This is a genomic window from Pseudohalioglobus sediminis, assembly GCF_008370495.1.
Taxonomy (GTDB): Bacteria; Pseudomonadota; Gammaproteobacteria; order Pseudomonadales; family Halieaceae; genus Halioglobus.
The window spans coordinates 1-24,939 of sequence record NZ_VTUX01000002.1; the positions used below are offsets into that span (position 1 = coordinate 1).

27 protein-coding genes are annotated in these 24,939 nt (G+C 59.3%); 21 read left to right on the forward strand and 6 right to left on the reverse strand.

Annotated elements, in window-relative coordinates; all coding sequences use genetic code 11:
- Window positions 1-330 precede the first annotated feature (330 nt).
- Window positions 331-954, forward strand: coding sequence for an MSMEG_1061 family FMN-dependent PPOX-type flavoprotein (locus F0M18_RS04010; protein ID WP_149610129.1), 624 nt, complete (start codon window positions 331-333; stop codon window positions 952-954).
- A 62-nt stretch (window positions 955-1,016) separates the two neighbouring features.
- On the opposite strand, the gene F0M18_RS04015 is transcribed toward F0M18_RS04010, so the two are convergent.
- The 4 genes from F0M18_RS04015 to F0M18_RS04030 form a co-directional block, all read right to left on the reverse strand.
- Complete coding sequence (locus F0M18_RS04015; protein ID WP_149610130.1) at window positions 1,017-2,030, reverse strand: DUF21 domain-containing protein; 1,014 nt, start codon at window positions 2,028-2,030, stop codon at window positions 1,017-1,019.
- 80 nt (window positions 2,031-2,110) lie between these two features.
- The gene (locus F0M18_RS04020) at window positions 2,111-3,373 is read right to left on the reverse strand and encodes a hemolysin family protein (RefSeq protein WP_149610131.1); all 1,263 of its coding nucleotides are present in this window, start codon (window positions 3,371-3,373) and stop codon (window positions 2,111-2,113) included.
- Window positions 3,370-4,647 carry a hemolysin family protein gene (locus tag F0M18_RS04025; RefSeq protein WP_149610132.1) on the reverse strand — a complete coding sequence of 426 codons (1,278 nt, stop codon included), beginning with the start codon at window positions 4,645-4,647 and terminating at the stop codon, window positions 3,370-3,372. The genes F0M18_RS04020 and F0M18_RS04025 overlap by 4 nt, the downstream gene beginning before the upstream one ends.
- A 208-nt stretch (window positions 4,648-4,855) precedes the next feature.
- On the reverse strand, window positions 4,856-5,872 hold the full coding sequence (locus F0M18_RS04030) for an LLM class F420-dependent oxidoreductase (RefSeq protein WP_149610133.1): 1,017 nt from the start codon (window positions 5,870-5,872) through the stop codon (window positions 4,856-4,858).
- A gap of 151 nt (window positions 5,873-6,023) precedes the next feature.
- Here F0M18_RS04030 and moaC point away from each other — a divergent pair, with 151 nt between their 5' ends.
- The 13 genes from moaC to F0M18_RS04095 all read left to right on the forward strand — a co-directional run bounded on the left by moaC (window position 6,024) and on the right by F0M18_RS04095 (window position 14,923).
- The gene (gene moaC / locus F0M18_RS04035) at window positions 6,024-6,509 is read left to right on the forward strand and encodes a cyclic pyranopterin monophosphate synthase MoaC (protein WP_149610134.1); all 486 of its coding nucleotides are present in this window, start codon (window positions 6,024-6,026) and stop codon (window positions 6,507-6,509) included.
- A complete protein-coding gene (locus tag F0M18_RS04040) occupies window positions 6,509-6,763 on the forward strand; it encodes a MoaD/ThiS family protein (RefSeq protein ID WP_149610135.1) in 255 nt (84 codons plus the stop codon). Before moaC ends, F0M18_RS04040 begins: the two co-directional genes overlap by 1 nt.
- Window positions 6,764-6,769: 6 nt before the next feature.
- The gene (locus F0M18_RS04045; protein ID WP_149610136.1) at window positions 6,770-7,237 is read left to right on the forward strand and encodes a molybdenum cofactor biosynthesis protein MoaE; all 468 of its coding nucleotides are present in this window, start codon (window positions 6,770-6,772) and stop codon (window positions 7,235-7,237) included.
- A gap of 75 nt (window positions 7,238-7,312) precedes the next feature.
- Window positions 7,313-7,789, forward strand: coding sequence for a flavin reductase family protein (locus tag F0M18_RS04050; RefSeq protein ID WP_149610137.1), 477 nt, complete (start codon window positions 7,313-7,315; stop codon window positions 7,787-7,789).
- An 88-nt stretch (window positions 7,790-7,877) separates the two neighbouring features.
- Entirely contained in the window at window positions 7,878-8,420 is a 543-nt protein-coding gene (locus F0M18_RS04055; protein ID WP_149610138.1) for an NUDIX hydrolase, read from the forward strand.
- A 19-nt stretch (window positions 8,421-8,439) separates the two neighbouring features.
- Window positions 8,440-8,925, forward strand: a complete 486-nt coding sequence (bcp, locus tag F0M18_RS04060; protein WP_149610139.1) for a thioredoxin-dependent thiol peroxidase — start codon at window positions 8,440-8,442, stop codon at window positions 8,923-8,925.
- A 3-nt stretch (window positions 8,926-8,928) separates the two neighbouring features.
- Window positions 8,929-10,020 (forward strand): MBL fold metallo-hydrolase, encoded by a 1,092-nt coding sequence (locus F0M18_RS04065; protein WP_149610140.1) that lies wholly within the window; start codon window positions 8,929-8,931, stop codon window positions 10,018-10,020.
- Between the two features lie 181 nt (window positions 10,021-10,201).
- The gene (locus tag F0M18_RS04070; RefSeq protein WP_149610141.1) at window positions 10,202-11,446 is read left to right on the forward strand and encodes a cytochrome P450; all 1,245 of its coding nucleotides are present in this window, start codon (window positions 10,202-10,204) and stop codon (window positions 11,444-11,446) included.
- Window positions 11,447-11,453: 7 nt separating this feature from the next.
- Complete coding sequence (locus tag F0M18_RS04075; protein ID WP_149610142.1) at window positions 11,454-11,885, forward strand: HIT family protein; 432 nt, start codon at window positions 11,454-11,456, stop codon at window positions 11,883-11,885.
- Window positions 11,886-11,894: 9 nt separating this feature from the next.
- The gene (locus F0M18_RS04080) at window positions 11,895-12,767 is read left to right on the forward strand and encodes an amidohydrolase family protein (protein WP_149610143.1); all 873 of its coding nucleotides are present in this window, start codon (window positions 11,895-11,897) and stop codon (window positions 12,765-12,767) included.
- 1 nt (window position 12,768) lies between these two features.
- On the forward strand, window positions 12,769-13,524 hold the full coding sequence (locus F0M18_RS04085) for a glutathione S-transferase family protein (RefSeq protein ID WP_149610144.1): 756 nt from the start codon (window positions 12,769-12,771) through the stop codon (window positions 13,522-13,524).
- A gap of 37 nt (window positions 13,525-13,561) precedes the next feature.
- Window positions 13,562-14,014, forward strand: a complete 453-nt coding sequence (locus F0M18_RS04090) for a nuclear transport factor 2 family protein (RefSeq protein ID WP_149610145.1) — start codon at window positions 13,562-13,564, stop codon at window positions 14,012-14,014.
- Window positions 14,015-14,020: 6 nt separating this feature from the next.
- Entirely contained in the window at window positions 14,021-14,923 is a 903-nt protein-coding gene (locus F0M18_RS04095) for a transporter (protein ID WP_149610146.1), read from the forward strand.
- 9 nt (window positions 14,924-14,932) lie between these two features.
- On the opposite strand, the gene F0M18_RS04100 is transcribed toward F0M18_RS04095, so the two are convergent.
- Window positions 14,933-15,427, reverse strand: coding sequence for a MarR family winged helix-turn-helix transcriptional regulator (locus F0M18_RS04100; protein ID WP_149610147.1), 495 nt, complete (start codon window positions 15,425-15,427; stop codon window positions 14,933-14,935).
- Window positions 15,428-15,680: 253 nt separating this feature from the next.
- Here F0M18_RS04100 and yajC point away from each other — a divergent pair, with 253 nt between their 5' ends.
- The 7 genes from yajC (at window position 15,681) to thrH (ending at window position 23,480) form a co-directional block, all read left to right on the forward strand.
- Complete coding sequence (gene yajC / locus F0M18_RS04105; RefSeq protein WP_149610148.1) at window positions 15,681-16,016, forward strand: preprotein translocase subunit YajC; 336 nt, start codon at window positions 15,681-15,683, stop codon at window positions 16,014-16,016.
- Window positions 16,017-16,021: 5 nt separating this feature from the next.
- Entirely contained in the window at window positions 16,022-17,020 is a 999-nt protein-coding gene (locus tag F0M18_RS04110; RefSeq protein ID WP_262500816.1) for a 1-aminocyclopropane-1-carboxylate deaminase/D-cysteine desulfhydrase, read from the forward strand.
- Window positions 17,021-17,073: 53 nt separating this feature from the next.
- On the forward strand, window positions 17,074-18,411 hold the full coding sequence (locus F0M18_RS04115; protein WP_149610149.1) for an alanine/glycine:cation symporter family protein: 1,338 nt from the start codon (window positions 17,074-17,076) through the stop codon (window positions 18,409-18,411).
- Between the two features lie 81 nt (window positions 18,412-18,492).
- On the forward strand, window positions 18,493-20,640 hold the full coding sequence (locus F0M18_RS04120; RefSeq protein ID WP_149610150.1) for an acetyl-CoA hydrolase/transferase C-terminal domain-containing protein: 2,148 nt from the start codon (window positions 18,493-18,495) through the stop codon (window positions 20,638-20,640).
- A gap of 40 nt (window positions 20,641-20,680) precedes the next feature.
- Window positions 20,681-21,583 (forward strand): 5'-nucleotidase, encoded by a 903-nt coding sequence (locus tag F0M18_RS04125; RefSeq protein ID WP_149610151.1) that lies wholly within the window; start codon window positions 20,681-20,683, stop codon window positions 21,581-21,583.
- A gap of 224 nt (window positions 21,584-21,807) precedes the next feature.
- The gene (gene cysB / locus F0M18_RS04130) at window positions 21,808-22,782 is read left to right on the forward strand and encodes an HTH-type transcriptional regulator CysB (protein ID WP_149610152.1); all 975 of its coding nucleotides are present in this window, start codon (window positions 21,808-21,810) and stop codon (window positions 22,780-22,782) included.
- A gap of 80 nt (window positions 22,783-22,862) precedes the next feature.
- Window positions 22,863-23,480: a bifunctional phosphoserine phosphatase/homoserine phosphotransferase ThrH gene (gene thrH, locus F0M18_RS04135; RefSeq protein WP_149610153.1), complete on the forward strand. Its 618-nt coding sequence runs from the start codon at window positions 22,863-22,865 to the stop codon at window positions 23,478-23,480.
- Between the two features lie 74 nt (window positions 23,481-23,554).
- Here the strand turns inward: thrH and pabB are convergent, their stop codons facing one another.
- Window positions 23,555-24,913 (reverse strand): aminodeoxychorismate synthase component I, encoded by a 1,359-nt coding sequence (gene pabB / locus F0M18_RS04140; protein WP_149610154.1) that lies wholly within the window; start codon window positions 24,911-24,913, stop codon window positions 23,555-23,557.
- Window positions 24,914-24,939 lie beyond the last annotated feature (26 nt).

Consider the following 24,939-nt stretch of genomic DNA (forward strand, 5'->3'; position numbering starts at 1 on the left):
ACTCTCGGCATAGGGCCGCCATCTTCTCTCCTTCGAGCAGCCTGGCGACAAATCTGAGGCGTTCATCCATCGGTTTACACTCTTTCCACGGCATCTGGAGGCCTCCTCCAAATACCTAAATGTGTAAACCATGTCTCCGGCGGCCGGCGCTCCGGTATATTCTGTAAGCTATGTGTCAGGAACTACAAAAAAGGTCCCGCAGGGGCCTTTTTGCGTTATCAGGGGTGCAAAAAAACTCGTTGCTACCCGGGCGCACCTTGCTGGAGCGAGCTGCGCAGCCTATCTTGGGGATATCAATCTCGGTGCTCCCTAAAGGGGCAGGAATATGGCATGAAGCGCATCGAAACCGTCGACGAGCTGAGGCAGCTTATCGGGGAACCACATTCACTGGTCCAGCATAAGATCTCACCGGTGTTGACCCCGGAAGCCCGTGATTTCATCAGCAGGAGTCCGTTGCTGTTCATGGCGACGAAGGACGACGTGAATCGAGTCACCGTCTCCCCCAAAGGCGATGTTGCCGGCTTTGTCCGTGTCGGGGATGAGCACACCCTGCTGATCCCGGAGCGGCCGGGCAATAAACTCTGCCATGGCCTTGGCAACATTCTCCGCACCGGCAGCGTTGGCTTGCTGTTCACGCTTCCGGGTACCGAGGAGACACTGCGTGTAAACGGCAGGGCGCAGCTCTACGAAGACGACGAGACCTGCGGTGAGATGTCGGCAAACGGGAAGCCGGCCCTGTTATTGATCAGGGTCGAGGTCGAAGAGTGCTTTTTCCATTGCGCGAAGGCTTTCAAGCGCAGCAAGAGCTGGCAGCCAGAGACCTGGCAGCAGCCGCTGAAAGTCAATTTTGGCAAACAAATCGCCAGGAATTCCGGGCGTGGCAAGGTCAGTGGTGCCGCAGTCGCCATTGCCGTAGATGCCGCAATCAAGGCGGACTATAAAAACAACCTGTGATCCGCCCGGCGGTGCAAGGCCAGCCCGGCTCCGGTGAAACGTTGCGCTGCCTGGCGTTGGCGCTAGTGATAGCGATATTTGCCAATACCGGTGAGCAGTCGCGCCAGTATGTCGCTGCCGGTGATGATGCGCCGCTGGCCAACCCAGATTAGCACCACATCGTTCTGTATTTGGTCATCAGTGTTGGCACTGGCTCTCTTGAGCTGGCGAATCACATCGCCGAGGGTTGTTTGCTGGTCGCGCACCACGACCGGGCGGTGACAGTAGCGATAGGGCTCCAGCGGCTGTTTGCCATACAGCGCAGCGCGGGTGAATTGATCCACATGCAAGGCCAGGCGGGGCTCTCCCTCCGCGTCCACCACGATCACCCAGGGTTCACCGGGGGCGTTGATGCGCTGCAGGAAAGCGTCATCTGCCCGTCGCTCTACTTCCGGAAAGCGCGGCAGGTCCAGGTCTACGGGCAGCGTGATAATGCTGTCGTCACTGAGCTGTTCGCCTTCCTCCATGGTCGACAGATCGTCGATGTCCAGAAAGTTGAGTGCGCCGATACCTTCCACATCGCTGACCTCGGTCTCGGGCGAGCGCACATGCGCTTTCAGGATGTCGCGCAACAGGGGCTCATGCATGTACTCGATGGCTTCCTTGCCCAGCCACCAGTCCAGGAACCTGGCAGTTGGCCTGGCAAAAGGAAACAGCAAAAACTGGTACAGGTGAATGACCGGTGCCAGCAGCGACGCGGTACGCAGCGGGTGCCGTGAAAAGTAGGCCTGGGGCATTATTTCGCCAAACCAGGTGATAATAAAAGTTGAGAACAGAAATGCGAGCAGCCCGGCCATGACCGAATTGGCCAGCAAGGCCAGTAATACATTGATCGACACGTTGCCCCACAAGATCGTTGCCAGCAGGAAATTGGAGTCCTCGCGCAGGCGCAATACGCGGCTGGCGCGTTCGTCTCGTTTGGCTTCCACTTCCAACTGCAATCGGCTCAGTCGATAGAATGCGAGATTGCTGCCTGAGAACATTGCGCTCTGGGTTACGCAGAAAGCGATGCCAGCCCAGGTCAGGATATTTTCCATCGTCGGTAGTCCCCAAGATTTAGCAGTAAAACTGCGTTAATTATGCTTCCCCAATGGCTTTCGCGGCAGCCTTGCGCCAGCTAGTCAGCCGGTTTGACGTGCACTTCCAGGATCGTTCTATCGTTAGCCTTTTCCACGGTAAAGGCGTAGCCACAATCGACCAGTGTCTCGCCGATCGCGGGTACGTGCTTCAGCCGCGCCACGATCAGTCCGCCGATAGTCCGCGCCTCGCTCAGGCGCAGGTCGGTACCCAGCAGGTCATTTACTTCCGCGACCGGCATGCGCGCATCGAGGCGGTAGCTTTCATCATCCAGTGCTGCATAGCCAGGCCGGAGGTGGTCATCTTGCTCGTCGTATATCGCCCCTGCACCGACCTGCCCGACGACCGTTTCGAGGATTCTCTCAACGGTGATCAAGCCTATGGCAGAGCCGTATTCGTCAACCACCACCGCGCTTTGATCCTCCCGATTGCGCAGCACCGGTAGCAACTCTACCAGCGGCTGTTGTGACGGGACATACAGTGCCGGCCTGACCAGGTCCTTGAGCGATTGCGTCGATTCTCGCACCCGTTTCAGGTCCCACACAGACAGCGATAACAGGCCGGTTACCTCGCTGCGTTTGTCGTCATAAACGGGCAGGTGCGCAACACCGGTGTTACGCAGCAGATTATCAATGTCTTCGAGCCTGGTGTTGGTGTCGACGGCGGTCATTTGCGCAGCGGGCAGCATGACGTCGCCGGCAACGAACTCGCCGAAGCGCACCACATTCCTGATCCGTGTGCGGTCAAACACATCTACCGTGGCGCCACCTTCGGCCATATCGAGAACCGCGCGCAGTTGGGCCCGAATCGGAAAAATCCCGGCACCGGGATCGCCGTGGCCGAACCAACGCGCCGCCAGACGGGCCACGCGGGAGAATACATAAATAATCGGGAAGAAAACGATGTAGAAAGCGTACAGCGGGTAGATGATCTTGGGCGTCAGTTCGTCAGCGCGTTGCTGGAACACGCTCTTGGGTACCACCTCGCCCAAAACCAGCGTTATCGGGATGAGCAGCAGTGTCGCGTAGAGATCGCCTTTTTCCCCGACCGCTGCGATTGTTGTCGTCGTCGCGATTGCCGTTAGCAGCACCAGCGCCACGTTCGTGCCGACCAGAGTCGTACTAAGGATCACCTCCGGGCTCTCCAGCAGCCGCAGGGCCAGCTTGCTGCCGGCATCACCGTTCCTGGCCCGGTGACGCAGTTTATGACGGTCGCAGTTGACGATGGCAATTTCCGCGCCGGAGAAGAACCCCTGCAGCCCCAGGAGTACAGCAAGACCGGCCAGCATGAACAATGTGCTCATGGGATCTCTGCTCCGCTGTCTGTGCGGCGCATCACCCGAGCACGGGCCACGCGATTACCGTCCATCTCCAGCACTTCGATTTGCAGGCCATCAAGAGACACCTGGTCGCCCGGGGCTGGCAGACGGTCGAGTTGCCGCAGGATCAGGCCGCCCAGTGTGGTCATCCGCGAGTCCTCCAGGCCGAAGTTCGCAAGCCGATTGAGGTCGATCAGTTTCATGTCGCCGGGCAGATCGAAGGATTCAGCGCCCACGTCGAAAACTGCCCGCTGCCGGGCCGTTTCCGCCTGGGTTCGCCCGAAAATACAGGTCAGTACATCGTTGATGGTAAGCAGGCCGTCCACGCCGCCAAACTCGTTCAGCACCATCACGGCGCGCAGGTCCCTGGATTGGAAATAGTCGAACATTTCGTCGACTTTCTTGGTGCCGGGTACCATTGCTGCGGGTCGCAGCAGCTCATCCAGTGGCAGGGTGGTCAGGTCAATATCCTCAAGCAGGTATTTCATGACATCCTCGGCACAGAGAAAACCGAGTACGTTGTCGTGATGCTCCCGGTACACAGGCACCCGCTGATGCCGGAAACTGAGGAAGTGGTCGATGATGTCGCTCATGGGCTGGTCAGCGTTTATCCAGCGAACACGGGTGCGGGGCACCATCACTTCTATGATCTCGGCGGTTCCCGCCTGCAGAAGATTGTGGATCAGGGCCTGTTCTGTCGCCGTGAGTTCCCCGCGGATGACGCCCTCGTCGAGCAGGGACCTGAATTCATCTACCTGCAGAATGTTGTCGCTTGATCGCTCCTCGCCGACGAGCCGGCTGGTTATACGATCTGAAAGGACGCGAATTGCCGAGGTCAGTGGTGCGATCAAATTGACCCAGAAATGCATGGGTTTGGCGACGATCCTGGTGCTCACGCCCACGGGGTCGGAAATAGCGATGGTTTTCGGGGTGGCCTCTCCAAACAGCAGTAGCAAAGGCACCATGACCAGCGTGCTGATCCAGGCGGCATTGTGCGTACCGTAGAGGGCAACAAGTATGGCGGTCAGGTTGGCAGTGGCCGCAACATTGACCACCTGGTTGCCACAGAGTATGGAGATGATCAGCCTGCGCGGCTGTCCCAGCAGGGCGTGAAGCTTGTCCGCGAGCGGATTGCGCTCCCGACGGAGCTGGCGCAGGTCGAGGCGAGAGAGCGAAAACAGCGCCGTTTCTGACCCGGAAAAAAATGCCGATGCAACCAGCAGGCCGACAAGTAATGTGAACTGAAAAATCAATTCCATCTACGCATTCTAACCCGTCGACTCATGTGCGGTTAGGCCTTTGTTGACGGAAAAACCCACAAATTCAATCGCGCTGGGTTGCGGCAATGGCAAGGCTGAGGCGATCTGGCGTGTCGTACACCGGTCATGCAGGCCTCGACCGGCCCCGCCTGGTGCGCAGCTTGCGGCCGGGATGCGCGGTCAGGCGGGTCTCAACGGATGTTTTTGCCTAGAGCGCCAGTTCCGCCATATCGCGGAGCAGCGCTTCGTCCCCATTTATCAGCAGACTGGTCACCGGCGAGTTTTCCCAGTCCTGGAGTTTCTCGCGGATACGCTCTCGCGGCCCGCAGAGGGAGATTTCGTCGGCAAAAGCGTCGGGCACTGCGGCAATGGCCTCATCCCGCTTGCCCTCGAAGAACAGTGTCTGGATCTGCTCGGCCTCATCCGGGAAACCCATCCTGGCCATGAGTTCCTTGTGAAAATTGCGCTTGGCCGCGCCCATGCCGCCGATGTAGAAGCCGAGCATGGCCTTGACGGGGTAGAGCGCCTGCTCAAGGTCGTCGTTGATATTGGCCATCACCGTGGGGCAGATTTCGAAGCCCTCGGGGGCGCCGGCGATCTGGTCGGCATAGACTTCCTGACGATACGGCGAGTAGTAGAGTGGCAGCCAGCCATCGGCTATCTCTGCGGTCTGGGTGACATTGCGCGGACCTTCTGCGCCGATAAAAATCGGCACGTCCGCGCGCAGGGGATGGGTGATGGGTTTCAGCGGCTTGCCCATACCCCAGGCACCGGGGCCCTCATAGGGCAGGGGGTAGAATTCACCGTCATTGGTAACCGGCGCTTTGCGCGCCAGTACCTGGCGGATAATGGAGACATACTCGCGGGTGCGGGTTACCGGTTTACTGTAGGGCTGGCCGTACCAGCCTTCTACTACCTGCGGCCCCGAAACGCCGAGCCCCAGAATCATGCGCCCCCCTGACAGTGCATCGAGCGCCAGCGTCGCCATGGCGCAGGCCGTCGGCGTGCGTGCAGACAATTGCGCCACGGACGTGCCGAGACGGATAGTCGATGTCTGTGCCCCGATCCAGGCCAGCGGTGTAAAACAATCATTGCCCCAGGATTCCGCAGTCCATACGGAATCGAAGCCGAGGCGCTCCGCCTCCTGTGCCAGCGCAGTATGATTCTCACCGGGGCACAATGCGCCCCAGTACCCGAGTTGTAATCCAAGTTTGAGTTTGGCCATGTCTTGTCTCCTTGTTCTGCTTACTCTAAGCCACCCTCAGCCCGTGGGGAAAGTGGTTCGGGGCCAAATTGTCTGGCAGCATTGATCAAGCCTGTTATTCAGTGGCGCCATTGGATAGACTCTGGCGGTTCTCAGCAAGGCGGGATCAGCCATGAGTAAACTCTCACATCTGGATGCCTCCGGCGCTGCCCACATGGTGGATGTGGGCGGCAAGTCGGTGAGTGAGCGCGTGGCAGTGGCCAGCGCTACTGTCAGCATGTTGCCGGAAACCCTGCAGTTACTGCGCGATGGCGGACACAAGAAAGGTGACGTATTGGCCGTCGCGCGTGTCGCGGGTATCCAGGCTGCCAAAAAGTGTTCTGACCTGATTCCGCTGTGTCACCCGCTGATGCTGACCGCGATCAGCATAGAGTTCGAACTGGACGCGAGTGACACACAGGTCCTGATCACCGGCCGCTGTAAGGTCGCAGGGCAAACCGGCGTTGAAATGGAAGCGCTCACGGCGGTATCTGTCGCCGCGCTCACGATCTACGATATGTGCAAGGCGGTGGATCGCGGCATGGTCATCGGCGGACTTCGCCTGCTGGAAAAGCAGGGCGGGAAGTCCGGGACCTGGCGGGCAGGGGAGCCGGGCTGATGTTGCGAGTGCTGTTTTTTGGTCGGATTCGCGAGGAACTGGGCTGCGCGCATCTCAGCCTGGAGCATGACGAGAGTACTGCCGATCTCGAGCGCTTGCAGCAGGAACTGGTTGCGGCCAACAGTGAAAAGTGGGCGCAGGTACTTTCTGCCGACAACATCATACGTGCAGTCAATCAGCAGGTAGCCCAGGGCAATGTTGCACTATGCGATGGCGATGAAGTGGCCTTCTTTCCGCCGGTAACCGGGGGTTAGTGTCGCGTGCGTACACATGTCAGCGTGCAGCAAGCGGATTTTGATGTCGCGGCGCTGCAGGCGGAATTACAAACGGATGCGGCGGCAGTCGGCGCTATCGCGACCTTTACCGGATACGTGCGTGGGGGGCAGGGCGACAGCGTCATTTCTGCCCTGGAGTTGGAGCACTATCCAGGTATGACGGAAACATCTATCGAGCATATACTGCGCGACAGCGCGCAGCGCTGGCCGTTGCTGGCTGCGACGGTGGTACATCGTATTGGTATCCTGGAGCCAGGTGCCCAAATCGTTTGGGTAGGCGTCAGCGCAGGCCATCGAGGTGACGCTTTTGCGGCCTGCGAGTTCATTATGGATTACCTGAAGACACGAGCGCCGTTCTGGAAAAAGGAATCCGGTGCCGGCGGTAGTCGCTGGGTTGATGCACGCGACAGCGACAACGCCAGAGCAGCCCGCTGGCAAGCGCAGGGCGAATAACCGAAACGGGTGATGCCAATAACGCCCGAAGGCGTTGCAATACACCAAAATAAACAGGCGATCAAAGGAGAGCACATGACGATTGACGGACGAGAGCTGCGCAACGCGCTGGGGAGATTTGCCACCGGTGTATGCGTTATCAGCGCGGTAGACGCGCAAGGCCACGCGGTGGGCATGACGGCTAATTCTTTTGCTTCCGTTTCCCTGGAACCACCCCTCGTGCTCTGGTCCTTACAGAATTCGTCTGAGGTTTTCGACAGCTTTGCCGGCGCGCGCCGGTTTGCTATCAATGTGCTGGCGTCAGACCAGCTGGAAATCTCCAACCAGTATGCCAAGAAGGGCGACCACCGGATGGCGCCGCAACACTATCGCCTCGGTCGCCATGGGGCGCCGCTGCTGCGCAATGCGCTGGTCAGCTTCGAGTGCGAGCAGGATGTCACCCATGATGGCGGCGATCACCTCATTATTGTTGGCCGGGTCAAGGATATGATCTCGCGTCCTACAGGCAAGCCCCTGTTGTTCCACTCTGGCGCGTATTGCGAGCTGCGCTAGTTCAGTCTGTGAACCGCGCTCTCGCCGTCGTCGTAGATTGTCTCTATACTGATTCGCTCATTTGATGGGCCTTTGTGGTTGAAGCTGAATGAAGTTCTGCACCAGCTGCGGTAGCACCGTGGCGCTGACAATCCCGGAAGGTGATGATCGCGAGCGTTTCGTGTGCACGAGTTGCGAAAGCATTCACTATGTGAATCCGCGCGTGATCGTTGGCTGCCTGCCGGTCCACGAGGACAAGGTGCTGCTGTGTAAGCGTGCTATCGAGCCAAGACTGGGTTACTGGACGCTGCCCGCCGGGTTCATGGAAAACGGCGAGACCACACCGCAGGGCGCCGCCAGGGAAACCTGGGAAGAGGCCCGGGCCCGGGTGACGGACCTGGAGTTGTATCGAATTTTTGATGTGCCCTATATCAGCCAGGTATATATGTTCTATCGCTGCCGGGTTGAAGACGGGCGTTACGGTGTCGGCCCTGAGAGTCTGGAAACCGGGTTATACACCGAACAGGAGATTCCCTGGGATGAGATCGCGTTTCCCGTGGTCAAGCAGACCCTCCAGTCCTACTTCGAGGACGTGAAAACCGGTCATTATCCCGTTCAGGTATCCGCCGTCGAATATCGCCGGCGCAGCTGACTTATTACAGGAGGAACACATGGCGTTTCCAAAGATTGGCAATATGGCCCCCGCATTCACGCTCCTGGATCAGGATGGCAATAAGGTCAGCCTGAAACAGTTCCGGGGTGAAAAAAACGTGGTTGTCTATTTTTATCCCAAGGCCATGACTCCCGGGTGTACTGTCCAGGCCTGTGGTATTCGCGATAGCAAGAAGGAGCTGGCCAAGCTCGATACGGTGGTTCTTGGCATCAGTCCTGACCCTGTGGCGCGGCTTGGTCGCTTCATCGAGAAGCAGGAGCTGAATTTCACCCTGCTTTCAGACGAGGATCATGCCGTGGCCGACAAATACGGCGCCTGGGGTTTGAAAAAGTTCATGGGGCGCGAGTTCATGGGCGTATTGCGCACGTCATTTATCATCGGCAAGGATGGGCGCCTGAAACACGTGATGGACAAGGTCAAAACCAAGAGTCATCACGAGGATGTGATCGCGCTTATCCGGGAACTCGGCCTGGACAAGAACTGATAAGTGCTCAATTACCCCTTCCCTGAGAAGCCCGCCGCCGGCGACGTAATCGAAGTGGCAGAGGGCGTGCTGTGGTTGCGCATGCCACTGCCGATGGCGCTGGACCATATCAACCTGTATCTCATTGAGGACCACGACGGCTGGTGGGTGGTAGACACCGGCATGGATGTCGGGGCGACCAGGGACCTGTGGCAGCAAATCTTCGACAAGCACCTGCGCGGTAAGCCAGTGAAGGCCGTGGTGGCGACGCACTGGCATCCTGATCATGTCGGCCTCGCCGGCTGGTTATGTGATGTCTGGCGTGCGCCCTGTTACATGACCCAGGGCGAATACCTGACCGGCCTGGTCTACACTCGCGCCGCGAAGGAACACTTCGGCTGGAGTAACGAGCAGCACCAGGTGCGCAGCGGTCGCGGCCAGGCCGGCATCGACTCTGCACGTTCAAGCATGGGCGGTGTAGGTCGCATCACCCACGCCATGCCAACATCCTATCGCCGTCTGGAGGAGGGCACGCGCCTCACCATCAAGGGGCGCCGCTGGCGGGTCGTTGTAGGCAGTGGTCACTCCCCCGAACACGCGTGTCTGTTCTGTGAATCGCTCAACGTGCTGCTTTCCGGCGATCAGGTCATACCCAGGATCACATCCAATATCAGCGTTTCCGGTCTTGAGCCCGAGGGTAATCCGCTTAAGGCCTGGCTCACCTCGCTGGAGCGATTTCTTGAGGTGCTGCCTGACGACGCCCTGGTGCTGCCCGCACACAACACGCCATTCACGGGCTTGCATCACCGGCTGCGCTACCTGATCGAACACCATGAGGACCACCTTATCGCGCTGGAGCAGGCCTGCATGACGCAGCCCAAGAGCGCCGTCGAGCTGTTGCCGGTGCTGTTCCAGCGAGAACTCAATGAACAGCACATCGGCCTGGCCGTTGGTGAGTGCGTAGCCCATCTCAACTACCTGTATCAGCGTGGCCAGTTGGAGCGCACGGTGGACGCAGAGGGGTGCTATCGCTATCGCTCGATTGACGACACCCTGCCGATGCGCCTGCGCAAGCACCGTCACCGCGCAGAATCTGCCGATCCCATTCGAGTTTAGTTTAAAAAACAGATAGATAGAGAGTTTATATAAAGCTGAATCTAGTTATTATGACCAGCGCCTGAGCGCTTCTGACAATAGTGCGCGGCCAGAGTAGCCAGCCACGACCCGGGCCGGCAGGGTTATACTTGGATGCCTTCCCGGCGATGACAACTACAATAATAGAGAGAGGTAATACGGCGTGAGCGGATGCCCGCATTTTGACCTTACCAAGCCCGAAACCTATGCGGGTGGCCTGCCCAGGGACGTGTTTCGGCACCTGCGTCAGGAACAGCCGGTTTACTGGCACGAAGACCCGGAGCAGGGCGTGGGTTTCTGGGCGGTGACGCGCCAGGCTGACCTGGACTATGTATCCAAGCACCCGGAACTGTTTTCTTCTGCCGAGCGCGGTTGCCTGCTGAATGAGATGGAGGGCGATCAGTTGGCCATGATTCAGACCCAGTTGATCAACATGGACCCGCCACAACATCTCAAGTATCGCCGCCTGGTGCGGGCCGCGTTTACACCGCGCATGGTCGACACCTATGAAGAGCGATTTCGCGAGGTCGCCAGAGGCCTGGTGGAGAAGGTCGCTCCCGCGGGACGCTGTGAATTCGTGCAGGATATCGCGGTAGACCTGCCCCTGATTGCCATCTGTGAACTGATGGGCGTGCCACTGGACAAGCGCCAGCGCCTGTTCGAGCTGACCAATATCATGCTGGGGATGGACGATCCGGAGCTTTCTACCTCCGAGGAGGACGGCCTCAATGCCGCCATGGAAATGTTCATGATGGCGATGGAGCTGGCCGCGGAGCACCGCGCCAACCCGCGCAACGATATCGTCAACGTGTTGCTCACCGGTACGGTAGAGGACGAGCCCCTTTCCGACGATGATTTCTGCAATTTTTTCCTGATGTTGATCGTTGCCGGTAACGAGACCACGCGTACCGTTACCAGCCACGGCATGCGCCTGCTGATGGCGCACCCGGATCAATACGAGGCCCTGGTGAAGCATCCGCAGATGATCGAGGATGCGGTAGAGGAAATTCTGCGCTACAACCCGGCAGTAATCGCTTTCAGGCGTACGGCGATGGCGGACCTGGAACTGGGAGGCCAGCGCATTAGCAAAGGCGACAAGGTGTTGATGTTCTACGGTGCTGCCAGTGCCGACGAGGCGGTATTCAAGGACGGCGACCGCTTTGATATCACCCGGGCCCAGCGTGAAGATGTGCGAAACGAGCACCGCGCCTTTGGCGTCGGGCAGCACTTCTGCCTGGGGTCACATCTGGCCCGGCTCGAGTTGCGGGTGATTTTCGAGGAGATAACGCGCCTGATCCGCAATCCGCGTCTTGACGGGGAGATCAAGTGGTTACGTTCAAATTTCATCAGCGGCATCAAGTCCATGCCGATTGTGTTTGATGTCGCCACGCCCGGGGAGAGGGAGTAACAGCGCCATGAGTGACAACTGCATATTTTGCCAGATACTCGCCGAGAAGGCCCCCTGCTACCCGGTGCATGAGACCCGCTATACCAGGACATTCCTCGATATATTCCCCGCCGCTCCAGGCCATTGCCTTATCGTGACCAAGGAGCACTACACGGATATTTTCGATGCCACGCCGGAAGCCATCGCCATGGTAGGGCACGTGTCGACTTTGATTGCCCACGCTGTGCGGGATGAACTGCAGTGCGATGGCGTGGGCGTGTTCCAGCTCAATGGCGCCGCCGCCGGCCAGACCGTGTTTCACTACCATATGCATGTGATTCCGCGGAATACCGGCGAGGAGCTGGTCATTCATTCCCGCCAACCCGGCAATGCATCTGAACTGGAAGCCATGGCGGCGCGGCTGAGCAAGCGCGCGCACGCCATGCGTATCGACGACTAGGACAATACTATGACCATGCCCACCGACATCGGTGTTATCGATCTCATGCTTGCCGTACCCGGAGATGACAGCAGCCAGTTCTACGAGTGGATCAAGCCTATGCTCATGGATAAAGAAAGCCATGAGATGTTCAGTATGCCCGCTCAGTACATGTTCAAGGACATCCCCCAGACCGGCAAGCAGGAAGACTACATTGCCTATACCCTGGCACAAATGGACAAGCACAATATCGAGCGCGCCATGGTCGGTGTGGGCAAGTTTTCCGATCTCAACGCCGAGGCGGTGCGCCGTTATCCGGAGCGCTTTTTTGCCTGCTACGAAGCCAACGCCAACATGGGTATGGAAGAAGTGCGCACCATCGTCGCGATGAAAGAGGAGTTCGACATCAAGGCGGTCACCGCGTCGCCGGCAATGATTTCGCCGCCGGTGCCGGTTAACGACAAGAAGTGGTATCCGATCTACGGCAAGCTGGTAGAACTGGATATACCGTTTTGTCCCTGTATGGGTGTGCCCGGGCCGCGAGTCCCCGCGGGCCCACAGAAAGTTGAACTGCTGGACGAGGTGTTGTGGTTTTTCCCCGAGCTGCGCATTGTCACGCGCCACGGCTGTGAACCCTGGACTGAGATGGCGTGGAAGTTGATGCTCAAATATCCCAACCTCCATTACATGACCAGCGCTTTTACTCCACGCCGGTACCCGGCCGATATTATTGAATTTGCCAATACGCGCGGCGCAGACCAGGTCATGTACGCGGGCTATTTTCCCATGGGCTTGTCGCTGGATCGCATATTCGCTGAATTGCCCGACGTGCCGCTGCGTGATGAGGTGTGGCCAAAATTCCTGCGCGACAACGCCATCCGAGTTTTCAAACTGGACAGCTGAAATGGAATATATCGAAGTAGAGCAAGCCATCGAACTGCCAGGCCTGCGCCTGGTGTTGTCTGCCGGTGTCCCGGGGCCCTGGGGTGAAGCCGCAAAAGCCATGCTGGCCTACAAAGGTCTCGACTTCACAGCGGTGCGCCAGGAGGGAGGTGGTGAGAATGCTGCCCTCAAGGCGTGGACGGGGCAATCTTCCGCCCCGGTGCTGGTGGCTGATGATCTGCCGCCGGCTTGCCATTGGCTGGACCTGGTCACTCTCGCGGACCGCTTGCAGCCCGCTCCTGCCTTGCTGCCCGAGGAACCGGCGCTGCGCGCACAGGCTGTGGGCCTGAGCACACTGATCGCCGGGGCAGAGGGCTTTGGCTGGCAGCGGCGACTAATGATGATTCATCCGATGATGGCGGTTAATCCAGTACCCGAAGTAGCTGCAAACCTGGCGCACAGGTACGGCTATTCCGAAAGCGCTTTTCATGCGGCACCCGGGCGTATGCAGCAGATCTGCGGATATCTCGACCAGCAACTGCAGCAGGCAGCGGGAGAGTACTTTGTCGGCGACGCGCCAAGCGCAGCGGATTTCTATTGGGCTAACTTCGTCGGCATGATCAAACCCCTGCCGCCGGAGGCCAATCCAATGCCGGACTGGATCAGGACCCTGTATACCACCGAAGACCCGGGGTTGCTCCAATGCCTGACGTCGCGATTGGAAGCGCACAGGGATATGATGTACCAGCGCCATATCAGCCTGCCGCTGGATTTTTAACGACACCAATTCTGTCAACCACACCCGGGGAACCGTTATGTTATCGCAACAGGAAATATCTGATCGATTTGAAATCCAGGACCTGGTGTTCCGTTACGCAGAGCTCATTGACAGTAAGCAGATTCAGGACCTCCGTGACCAGGTATTCTGCGAAGATGCGCACATTGACTACAGTGCCGTGGGTGGCAGTGTGGGCAATGTCGATGAGACCATTGCCTTCCTTGAGGGTGCGCTCACCAGTGAGCTGTTCCCCGCCAGCCAGCACCTCAATGCCAATATCCAGGTCTCTGTCGATGGAGACACCGCCCAAGGCAGGGTAATGTGCTTCAACCCCATGGAAATGGCCATGCCTGACGGTGGCTCCACGGTGTATTTTCTCGGCTTGTGGTACGTGGACGAGTACCGGCGTACACCCGCGGGTTGGCGTATCGCCAGCCGCAGGGAAGAAAAGAGCTGGGTGTTTAACGCGCCTGATTTTATGCAGCTGTAGAACTTGATGCACAGTATGACACAGCGGGTCTCGATGGCGCTGTTGATGGCGTGTACGACAGCGCTTGCACACGGACAGGAGTTGGAACCGCGCAGTTTCAATAACCTGCCCATTGACCAGACGTTCGTCTTTGTAGGCGCCGCGCGTTCAGATGGCGACCTGTCACCTCCGGGTTCTTCCCCGCTGCAGGATGCGGAACTGACTATCGACGGACTGGCTGTAGGCGTGTCCCGTACCTTTGATCTCGCGGGGTCATCCGCCAAGGCCGACGCGGTGGCCACGCGCCTGTGTTACGAGGGTGAAGGGCTGTTTCGCGGTGAATACGTCGAGGGGCGTCGCTGCGAGTACGCGGACCCCCGTTTCAAGCTGACCTGGAACTTCCTCGGTGCGCCGGCCATGTCCATGCAACAGTTTGCAGGGTGGCAGCAGGACCTGGTCGCGGGCGTGAGTGTCAGCGTCAACGCACCCTGGGGCGACTATACTTCGCGCCAGCTGATCAATGCCGGCAGCAATCGCTGGAGCATCAAGCCTGTGCTGGGTATGTCGAAGCGCTACGGTACGCGGTGGCAGTGGGAGGCCAAGCTGGGTGCGACCTTTTATGAGGACAACGATGACTACTACAACGGTGCCCAGTTACAGCAGGACCCGCTGTACTCAACCAGCTTTCACGTCATCTACAACCTGCCTAGGGGCTGGTTGTCACTGGATGCGAATTACTTCACCGGCGGCCGTACCACTGTCGATGGCCAGAAGCAGGATACGCGGCAGGACAACTCACGCTGGGGTGTGACCTGGTCCCGGCCGCTCATGCCCAGGCATTTGCTGAAGGTTTACGCCAGTACCGGGGTCATCACGCGCATCGGCAATGAATTCAACTCCTTTGGCGTGGCCTGGTTGTACCGCTTCTGAGACGCGACGTTACTCCACCCAGGATTCCGGCAGGTACTCCAGCTCCAGCTTGTCAACCGTGTCGCGCAGGTCGTTTTCCAGTTGCGCCAGTTGTTTGCCGCCCACTTTGGCGTCGTAGTATTCGCGTACCTCCTCCATGACTTCGAGGCTGTCCTGCGCCAGCTGTATGCCGCGATCGGTCAAGCGGATTTCACGCGCTCGCTTGTCGGCCATATCAACATCGCGGGCAACGTAACCCAGCCTTTCCAGCTCCTTGAGCATCTTGCCCATTGCCTGCTGGGTGACCTGCGCCCGTTCTGCCAGCTCGCTGACACGAACAGAACCCATGCCCAGGTTGGCGAAGACCTGGCTGTGAGCTGGCCGTATTTCGGGGTAGCCGCGCGCCGCCAGTTGGCGCCATATCCGCCGTTCGTAATCGCGGGAAAACTCGCGTAGCAGGCGCGGCAGGTTGTTGGATAATCTGTAGGCGATTTCGCGATTGGTTTGTGCTGTTGTTTTTCTCATTTGCCGCCCCTGGCAGTGCCGGTAATGCTGGCGTCATCGATTATCTGTTTTATTGACTGCTCATTTTATACTCAACAGCGGCGCCGAAGTCAGTCCCCTGGCGCGCTGAAAGCGTGACCGGTGTCTAGAAATTGAACCCTGAACAGCCGATCAGGTAGACTGCGCGGCCTGCATTGCCCGGTACCGAGAAACCCTGTACATTTATCGCCGTTTTTACGCTCCCGAGCGGAGCCAGCAAAAAAGGTAACAAGATATGAGTTTGTTTATAGCCAGTGCACACGCCCAGGCAGCCGGACAGTCGCCCCAGGGTGGAGAGTTGTTCCAGATTGGTTTCCTGGTCCTGCTTTTTGTGCTGTTTTACGTCATCGCGATTCGCCCCCAGCGCAAGCGCCAGAAAGAGCATGCTGAAATGGTGTCTGCCCTGAAGAAGGGCGATGAGGTTGTCACCAGCTCGGGCATCCTCGGCAAGGTGACTGCACTGGACGAGAATTACATGGTCCTGAATGTGGCCAACAACGTGGACATGAAGTTCCAGCGTGTGCACGTTCACGCCGTGCTGCCCAAGGGCACTCTCAAGTCCATCGGCTAACCACGGTGCCCGGTATCGATCCCAGCTTTCCCCGCAAGATCGAACTGGCGCGCCTGCCGACCCCGCTGCAGCACCTCCCGCGCGCCTCCGAGCGCTGGGGCAGGGGGCATAGACTCTGGATAAAGCGTGATGACCTGACCGGCTGCACGCTCAGCGGCAATAAGGTGCGCAAACTCGAATATATACTCGCTCATGCCCGGGATAACGGCTTTGATACGCTGATAACCTGTGGCGGTCTCCAGTCCAACCATTGTCGCGCCACCGCTTTTGCCGGGGCCCAGCTCGGTATCCCGGTACACCTGGTACTGCGCGGGCAGCCCTCCGGAAGCAGTCAGGGTAACCTGTTGCTGGACCATCTGGCGGGTGCCGTGGTCAGTTGCTACGACACGCGCGAATATATCGAGGGGCGTGACCAGTTGCTCGCCCACTGGCAGCAGCACTATGCCGAACAGGGGCGGAATGCCCTGGTGATACCGACAGGCGGCAGCGATGGCCTGGGTGTGTGGGGCTACCTCGAAGCCACCCGGGAGCTCGACCAGGATCGCGCCGCGGCGGGCATCGAGCGGGCGCAGGTTGTCTGCGCCACCGGTTCGGGCGGGACGCAGGCCGGTTTGACCCTGGGCTCGGCACTGTTTGGCCTGCCGCTGGACATCTGGGGGGTCAACGTTTGCGACGATGCACACTACTTCCATGAGAAAGTAGCGCAGGATGTCGGGGATTGGCAGCAACGCTACGGGCAGCAAGCGCCACCGCTGGATGTCCGCGTGCTGGATGGCTATGTGGGTGAGGGCTATGCCAAGGCGTCGCCCGAGGTCTTTGCCCTGATCGCAGAACTGGCCAGGCTGGAGGGCGTGTTGCTGGACCCGGTCTACACCGCCAAGGCCTTCAACGGGATGGTGCAGGAAATTGAACAGGGGCGCTTCGACGGCTGTCGCGATATCATTTTCCTGCACACTGGCGGCATATTCGGGGTGTTCCCACAAAGCGACGGCTTCAATTTGTGACCTGCAAGGGCAGGACCCCGGCGCCACGATAGCAATAACAAACGGGTGTAGACATGACAGAAATAATCCAAACGGTTAACAGCTGGGCCTGGGGCCCGGTGATGCTGGTGTTGCTGCTCGGTACGGGCCTGTACCTGAGCATCGGCTTGCGTTTCATGACCCTGAAGAAGATACCTGTCGCGCTGCGCCTGCTGCTGCAGGGGCACGAGGGCAAGGGCAAAGGAGATATTTCTCCCTTTAGTGCGTTGATGACCTCGCTTTCAGCCACCATAGGCACCGGCAATATCGCCGGGGTAGCGACTGCTGTGGCGCTAGGTGGCCCCGGCGCGCTGTTCTGGATGTGGATCACCGCGCTGGTTGGCATGGCAACCAAGTATGCTGAAGCCGTCTGCGCGGTCACCTTTCGCGAGCAGGATGAGCAGGGCAACTACAGTGGTGGCCCGATGTACTATATCCGCAACGGCTTGCACAAGCGCTGGCACTGGCTGGCTTACGCGTTCGCCCTGTTCGGCTCTCTGGCCGGGTTCGGCCTTGCCAATACGGTGCAATCCAATTCTGTATCCCAGGTCCTGAACGATGCGTTCAGTGTTCCGCCGGTCGCTACGGGCCTGGTGTTGATGGTGATGGTAGGTGCTGTGGTACTGGGAGGTATCAAGCGCATTGCCAGTGTGGCCAGTCTGCTGGTGCCGGCCATGGCCCTGGGCTACATCCTGCTCAGCGTGATCGTTATCGCGCTCAATATCGAGCAGGTGCCAGCCGCCCTGGTTACCATTGTCGACAGCGCACTCAACGGCTCTGCCGCTGCTGGCGGTTTTGCCGGCGCCACGGTATGGGCGGCGTTGCGATTCGGCGTGGCGAGGGGAATATTTTCCAATGAAGCGGGATTGGGCAGTGCCCCCATCGCCCACGCTGCGGCCAGGACCAACCAACCGGTTCAGCAGGGCATGATTGCCATGCTGGGTACTTTTATCGATACGCTTATCGTTTGCACCATGACCGGCCTGGTGATTGTGATTATGGATGTATTACCTAGTGGCGTAAGCGGCGCCAGCCTGACTTCAATGGCGTTTGCCAATGCTTTCCCGGGTGGGGAATATATCGTCACCCTCGGTTTGTGCCTGTTTGCTTTCACTACCATGATTGGCTGGTCTTTTTACGGGGAGCGCTGTGTCGTGTTCCTGGTAGGCGCCCGCGGTATCCTGCCTTTCCGTGTGCTGTGGGTACTGGCTATCCCTGTCGGCACGCTGGTGCAGCTGGACCTGATATGGCTCATCGCGGACACGCTCAACGCGTTTATGGCGATTCCCAACCTTGTGGCGCTGCTGTTACTGGGGCCACTGGTATTCAAGCTGACGCGGGAGTATTTTGAGAACCGGGACATCGGCCATTGATACCGGTGCAAGCCGGGAGCAGTCACGATGTTCACGTCTGGCCGTTGCCGCCAGTAACAGGAATTCCACGAGGACAAAGCAGTGAGTAACGTAGTTTCCAGCGTCGAGGCCTGTGTAGATCACATTATCGACAGCGTTGGCCCGGACATAAAACTCGGCGCGCCGCTCGGGCTGGGCAAGCCGGTGCAGTTGATCAACGCACTGTATCACCGGGTGGCAGCGGATCCCTCGCTTTCACTGCACATCTATACCGCGCTGTGCCTGGAAGTGCCCAGGCCACAAAGCTCGATTGAGGAGGGCCTGGCCGGGCCGATCCTGCAGCGTATGTTCGGTGACTACGAGGAACTGGCCTTTCTGGAGCCGTTCAAGCGCGACCAGTTGCCGCCGAACATCCAGCTCTCGGAGCTGTATTTCAAGGCGGGCTCGATGAAGAACAACCAGCGCGCCCAGCAGAACTATATCTCCAGTAATTACACGCACATATGTCGCGATATGCTGGCAGCCGGTGTCAACGTCATGGCGCAAATGGTGGCAGCGCGGGGCAGTGACGACGCACTGCGTCTCAGCTTCTCCTGTAACCCGGATGTCTCCCTGGAAATGCTGGAGACCCTGCAACAGCTTGACCGGCCCTTTGCCTTCGTCGCCCAGGTGCACAGCGATCTGCCGTTTATGGAGCACGATGCCGAGGTCGGCAGCGAGTGCTTCGATTGCATCGTACACAACACCGAATACGATCGTACCTTGTTCGCAGTGCCGAATGCCGCGGTACCATTGCGGGACTATGCGGCGGCCCTGCATGCCAGCAGCCTGATCGTGGACGGGGGCACCCTCCAGATCGGCATCGGCTCACTGGGTGACGCCGTTGCCCATGCCTGCATACTGCGCCAGCAGGACAATGCAATCTACCGTCGACTGCTCGATGATCTCAGCCATGAGCCATTGAGCGACCAGCGCGATACCGGAGTGTTTGAGCAGGGCCTCTATGTGTCTACGGAAATGTTCGTAAACGGCATGATGCACCTGCTTGAGCAGGGCGTGGTCAAGCGCCGGGTGTACGACAACCTGGCCCTGCAGCAGGGTCTCAACAGCGGTGCGATCAGTGAGCGCATCGATTCCCAGCTCTGGGGCTTCGCTCGCGAGCACGGAATTTTGCCGCGCACTCTGGACCAGACCTCCCTGGCGACATCGCAGTACTGGGGGATCGTCCCCGACACGCTAACGCTGCGCGATGACGCCTTGCACTTTGCCGGGGATGTGCTGGCCAATGACCTGGACGATCCGGGTACCCGCGCTACCTTGCTTGAAGCCTGTGTGGGTAAGCACCTGCGTCATGGCCGCGTGCTGCATGGCGGCTTTTTCCTGGGGCCTCGCGATTTCTACCAGAAGCTCCGTGACCTCGGTCCCGATGAGCATGAAAGAATCTGCATGACCGGTGTGCGGCGAACCAACCAGTTGCTGCTCGACTATCCGCTCTATTGCGCCCAGCGCCGCCATGCCCGCTTCATTAACACCGGCATGCTCGCCGCGCTCAATGGCGCCGTCGCTTCCGACGCGCTTGAGGATGGCACCGTCATCAGTGGCGTGGGCGGGCAATATAATTTCGTCGCCATGGCCCACGACCTGCCGGGTGCGCGTTCGGTGCTGTGTATCCGCGCCACACGGGGGGAGGGCAAGGCGTTGCGTTCCAATATCGTACCCTTCTATGGCTACACCACTATTCCCAAGCACCTGCGCGACTTCATCGTGACGGAATATGGCGTGGCTGACTTGCGCGGGCAATCCGACTGCGAGGTCATCAAGCGCATGATCAATATCGCGGATTCCCGTTTCCAGCCGGAATTGCTCAAGTTCGCCAGGGAACACGGCAAGGTGCCGCAGGACTACGACATACCAGCGGCGGCGCGTAACAACACCCCCGAGAAGCTCGAGGCAATACTGCGGCCGCAAATGCGTGCTGCCGTGCTGCCGGAATACCCTTTCGGTACCGAACTGACGCCGGAAGAACAGGCCCTGGGAGCCAGCTTGCGGCATATCAAATCCCTCAGTGAAGAGCCGACGCACTTCCTTTCCAGCGCCTTCAAGGCGCTGCTGCACCGCGCTGACGAAGAGGCCGCGCGGCCTTTCCTCGAGCGGGTGCACCTGGATCATCCCGGTACAACACGGGAGTTCCTGGTGCAGCAGTTGTTACTGCTGGAACTGGAGCAGCGCGGCATGCTCAAGGTCAGCTGATGCGCTGGCCGCCAGTTGCGCAACTGGGTATGCTGTAGCCATGCCTGAAACACTCGACGACAAACTGGTCATAGCCATTTCCTCGCGCGCGCTCTTCAACCTCGACGACAGCCACCAGGTATTTCGCAGCCAGGGCCTGGACGCCTATTCCGAGTACCAGATAGCCCATGAGGACCAGCCTCTGGAGCCGGGGGAAGCGTTTCCGCTGGTGCACAAGTTGCTGCGGCTCAACGACTTGCTGGGCCCGGAGCAGCAGGTCGAGGTGGTACTGCTATCGCGCAATAGTGCCGATACGGGCCTGCGCGTATTCAATTCGATCGAACACTATGACCTGGCTATCAACCGCGCCGCATTCTGTGGCGGCGAAAGCCCCTGGCGTTATATCAACGCATTTGGCTGCAAGCTGTTCCTCTCCAGTGAAGCGGACGACGTGCGCAACGCGCTGGACTGCGGTGTCGCAGCGGCCACGCTGATATCCGGCGCGCGGCAGGAAACCGGCAATGAACAGCTGCGCTTTGCTTTCGACGGGGATGCTGTGCTGTTTTCTGATGAGGCCGAGCGCGTTTACAAGAGTGAGGGACTGGAGGCGTTCACCGCCAGCGAGAAAGCCGCAGCCCGCCAGCCGCTTGCCGGCGGCCCGTTCAAACCTTTTCTCTCCGCGTTGCATCGGTTGCAGCAGGCCTTTCCCGCATCCGAGGCGCCCATTCGCACGGCGCTGGTGACCGCCCGGTCTGCGCCTGCACACGAACGTGTGATTCGCACATTACGGGCGTGGAATATCCGTATAGACGAGTCCATATTCCTGGGTGGCCTGGACAAGACGGAGTTCCTGCGCGCATACCAGGCCGATGTCTTCTTCGATGACCAGCAGACACACTGCGCCTCAGCCAGCCCCCACATTGCCACCGGCCACGTGCCCCATGGCGTGGCCAATAACAGTTGATTGCGGCTCTCGAGAGCGTTTTAGGCAGCGCCTTCCAGTACCTGCAGCGCCCCAGCCAGTAAGCTCACGCTGCCGCAATCCGCGGGCCGGCACGGGCGCCTGACACCCCGCGCAGGAGCGCATTTGCGGTGGCGCGGGTTATTCCATTTTAATTTGGCAAAATGCCGGGTTAATGGCTATTCTTCATAAGCCCTGCTATCAACGGGCTCACTGCGGAGGAAGGGATGAAGCTGCAACAGTTGCGCTATATCTGGGAGGTTGCCCACCACGACCTGAATGTTTCCGCAACGGCCCAGAGCCTGTTTACCTCGCAACCGGGCATCAGCAAACAAATCCGCTTGCTCGAGGACGAACTCGGCGTTGAGGTGTTTGCGCGCAGTGGCAAGCACCTGACCCATGTAACCCCCGCTGGCGAAGCGATCCTGGAGGCCGCTGGCGAGGTGTTGCGCAAGGTCGAAAGCATCAAGCAGGTGGCCCAGGAATACTCCAACGAGAAGAAGGGCACACTTTCCATCGCCACCACCCACACCCAGGCCCGCTATGCCTTGCCGGCAACCATTGCTGCATTTATCGAGCGCTACCCGGAAGTGTCGCTGCACATGCACCAGGGCACGCCGATGCAGATTTCGGAAATGGCGGCCGACGGTACCGTGGATTTCGCTATTGCCACGGAAGCACTGGAGCTGTTTTCGGACCTGGTGATGATGCCCTGTTATCGCTGGAACCGCTGTATTCTGGTGCCCAGGGACCACCCGCTCTGCCAGGTGTCGCAGCTCAGCCTGGAAGATGTGGCGGCGCACCCGATTGTCACCTACGTATTCGGCTTCACCGGGCGCTCCAAACTGGACGAGGCATTCACCGAGAAAGGGCTGACCCCGCGCGTGGTATTTACCGCCGCGGATGCGGATGTGATCAAGACCTATGTGCGCCTCGGTCTCGGTATCGGGATTGTCGCGGGCATGGCACACGATCCCGAAATCGATCCGGACCTGGTGGCGCTGGATGCCAGCCACCTGTTTGCCAGCAGTGTTACCCGTATAGGCTGCAGCCGCGGCACTTTCCTGCGCGGTTATATGTACGAGTTTATCGAGGATTTCGCGCCCCATCTTACGCGCGAAGTCGTCGACCAGGCATTCAAATGTCACAGCAAGGCGGAGCTGGAGCGGCTGTTTCAGCACCTCGAGCTCCCCGTATACTGAATATTTCCCCGTGGCACTTGTGCCTGTCCCGCCAACGCCTTAGATTGTTGCGCTGATTTTGCCCCGCAGGAGATGAAAACGTGGAACTTGCCTGTCTTGACCTGGAAGGTGTATTGGTCCCGGAGATCTGGATTGCTTTTGCCGAGAAGACCGGTATCGATGAATTACGTGCCACCACCAGGGACATTCCCGATTACAACGTGTTGATGAAGCAGCGCCTCGGCATTCTCGACCAGCACGGACTGAAGATCGACGATATCCAGGAAGTGATTGCCACGCTGGAACCATTGCCCGGCGCCATCGATTTCGTGAACTGGTTGCGCGAGCGCTTCCAGGTCATCATTCTCTCTGACACCTTCTACGAGTTTTCCCAGCCACTGATGCGCCAGTTGGGCTGGCCGACCCTGTTCTGTCATCGCCTGGTAACGGACGATGAGGGCAGGGTAGTGGACTACAAGCTGCGCCAGGAAGATCCCAAGCGGGCTTCGGTCATGGCGCTGCACAGCCTGAACTATCGCGTGATTGCCGCGGGTGACTCCTATAACGACACCACCATGCTGGGAGAGGCGGATGTCGGCATTCTCATTCACGCCCCGCAAAATGTGATCGATGAGTTTCCGCAGTTTCGTTCCGTGAAAACCCTGGCAGAACTCAAGCAGGCGTTTGTCGATGCCTCGGTACGGGACCTGGCTATCTAGGATCCGGGCATTACGCCGCTGCCAACCCGGCGCTGTCTTATCCGCAATACCACAGGTGGGCTGGTGCGACCCATTCAGCTCATGGATTCCAGCGCTGCCAGGAACCTGCCCACCTTGTCGAAGGTTTCCTGGTATTCGTGGCGCCATTGCGAGTCAGCAACGATACCGCCGCCCCCCCAGCAGCGAATTTCGCCTTCGTGGCACAGCAGGCTGCGAATAGCGATATTGCTATCCATGCGGCCGTCCGCGCTGACATAGACCACGCTGCCGCAGTAGGCTTCCCGCGCGTGCGGCTCAAGCTCGGCAATGATTTCCATGGCCCTGCGCTTGGGTGCGCCGGTAATGGACCCGCCCGGGAAACTGTCGCGCAATAAATCGTAGGCGCCGCGATCAGCGCGCAGTTCCCCGGTGATATTGCTCACCAGGTGATGCACCGTCGGGAAGCTCTGCACCTCGAATAACGCATCCACGTGAATGCTCCCCGGAATACAGTTGCGACCCAGGTCATTGCGCAGCAGGTCAACAATCATCAGGTTTTCCGCACGATCCTTGTGCGATGCGCGCAGCGCATCTGCTGCCAACTGGTCGGCAGCGGCGTCGCGATGTCGCGGGCGCGTGCCCTTGATCGGGGATGTTTGTACGCGGTGTCCGTGTAGCCGCAGGAAGCGTTCGGGTGACAGGCAAAGCAGGGCCGAATCTGTGCCGTGCTGCAGGAATGCGGAAAATGGCGCCGCAGCGATGCTGCGCAACACACGGTAGGCACACCAGGGGTCACCCTCGAAGCCGGCACTGAACCGCTGCGCGAGGTTGACCTGGTAGCAATCGCCAGCCTGGATATAGGCCTGGATTCTCTCGAAAGCGTGGCGGTACTCTGCCTCTGTGAGGTTGGAACGGAAGCGCTGGCGCAGGCGGAACCCGGTGTTGACCTCCCTTGGCACGGCCTGCAAACGCAGGCGTATATCCCTGCGTACCGCTGCCGACACCTGTGGCTGGGCCACCAGCACCGCGCGTTGTAACAGGTGGTCCTGGATCACGGCCCAATCATAGGCTGACAGGTTTATCCCCGAGTGGGTGGTGGGCGCCGACGTCGCCTGTACTTTATGCAGCGCATTACCCGAGTCGTAACCGAGCACGCCGAGCAGGCCCCCGCAGAACGGGATATCTTCAGCCGCGGGCTGGACCTTGCCGTAACGCTCGCGATGAAAGCGGCCGAGTTCCGAAAAGTAGTCGTGCCAGGCCGGGGCGTCGGCGCCGGGCGGTGGGTTCGCGGGTGCGGGCACCGGCTGGGCGCAGAGGATGTCGTAGCGACCGGCTTGACTGAGCGGATAGCTGGAATCCAGTAACGCCGCGCCCGGTATATCGCGCAGCGCCTCGAACAATTCACAGCTGTCGGGGCGATAATTCAACTCCTCCAGGGAGACGGTCTGGTGCATGCTTGCGTTGCCTGTTGTGGCGCTGA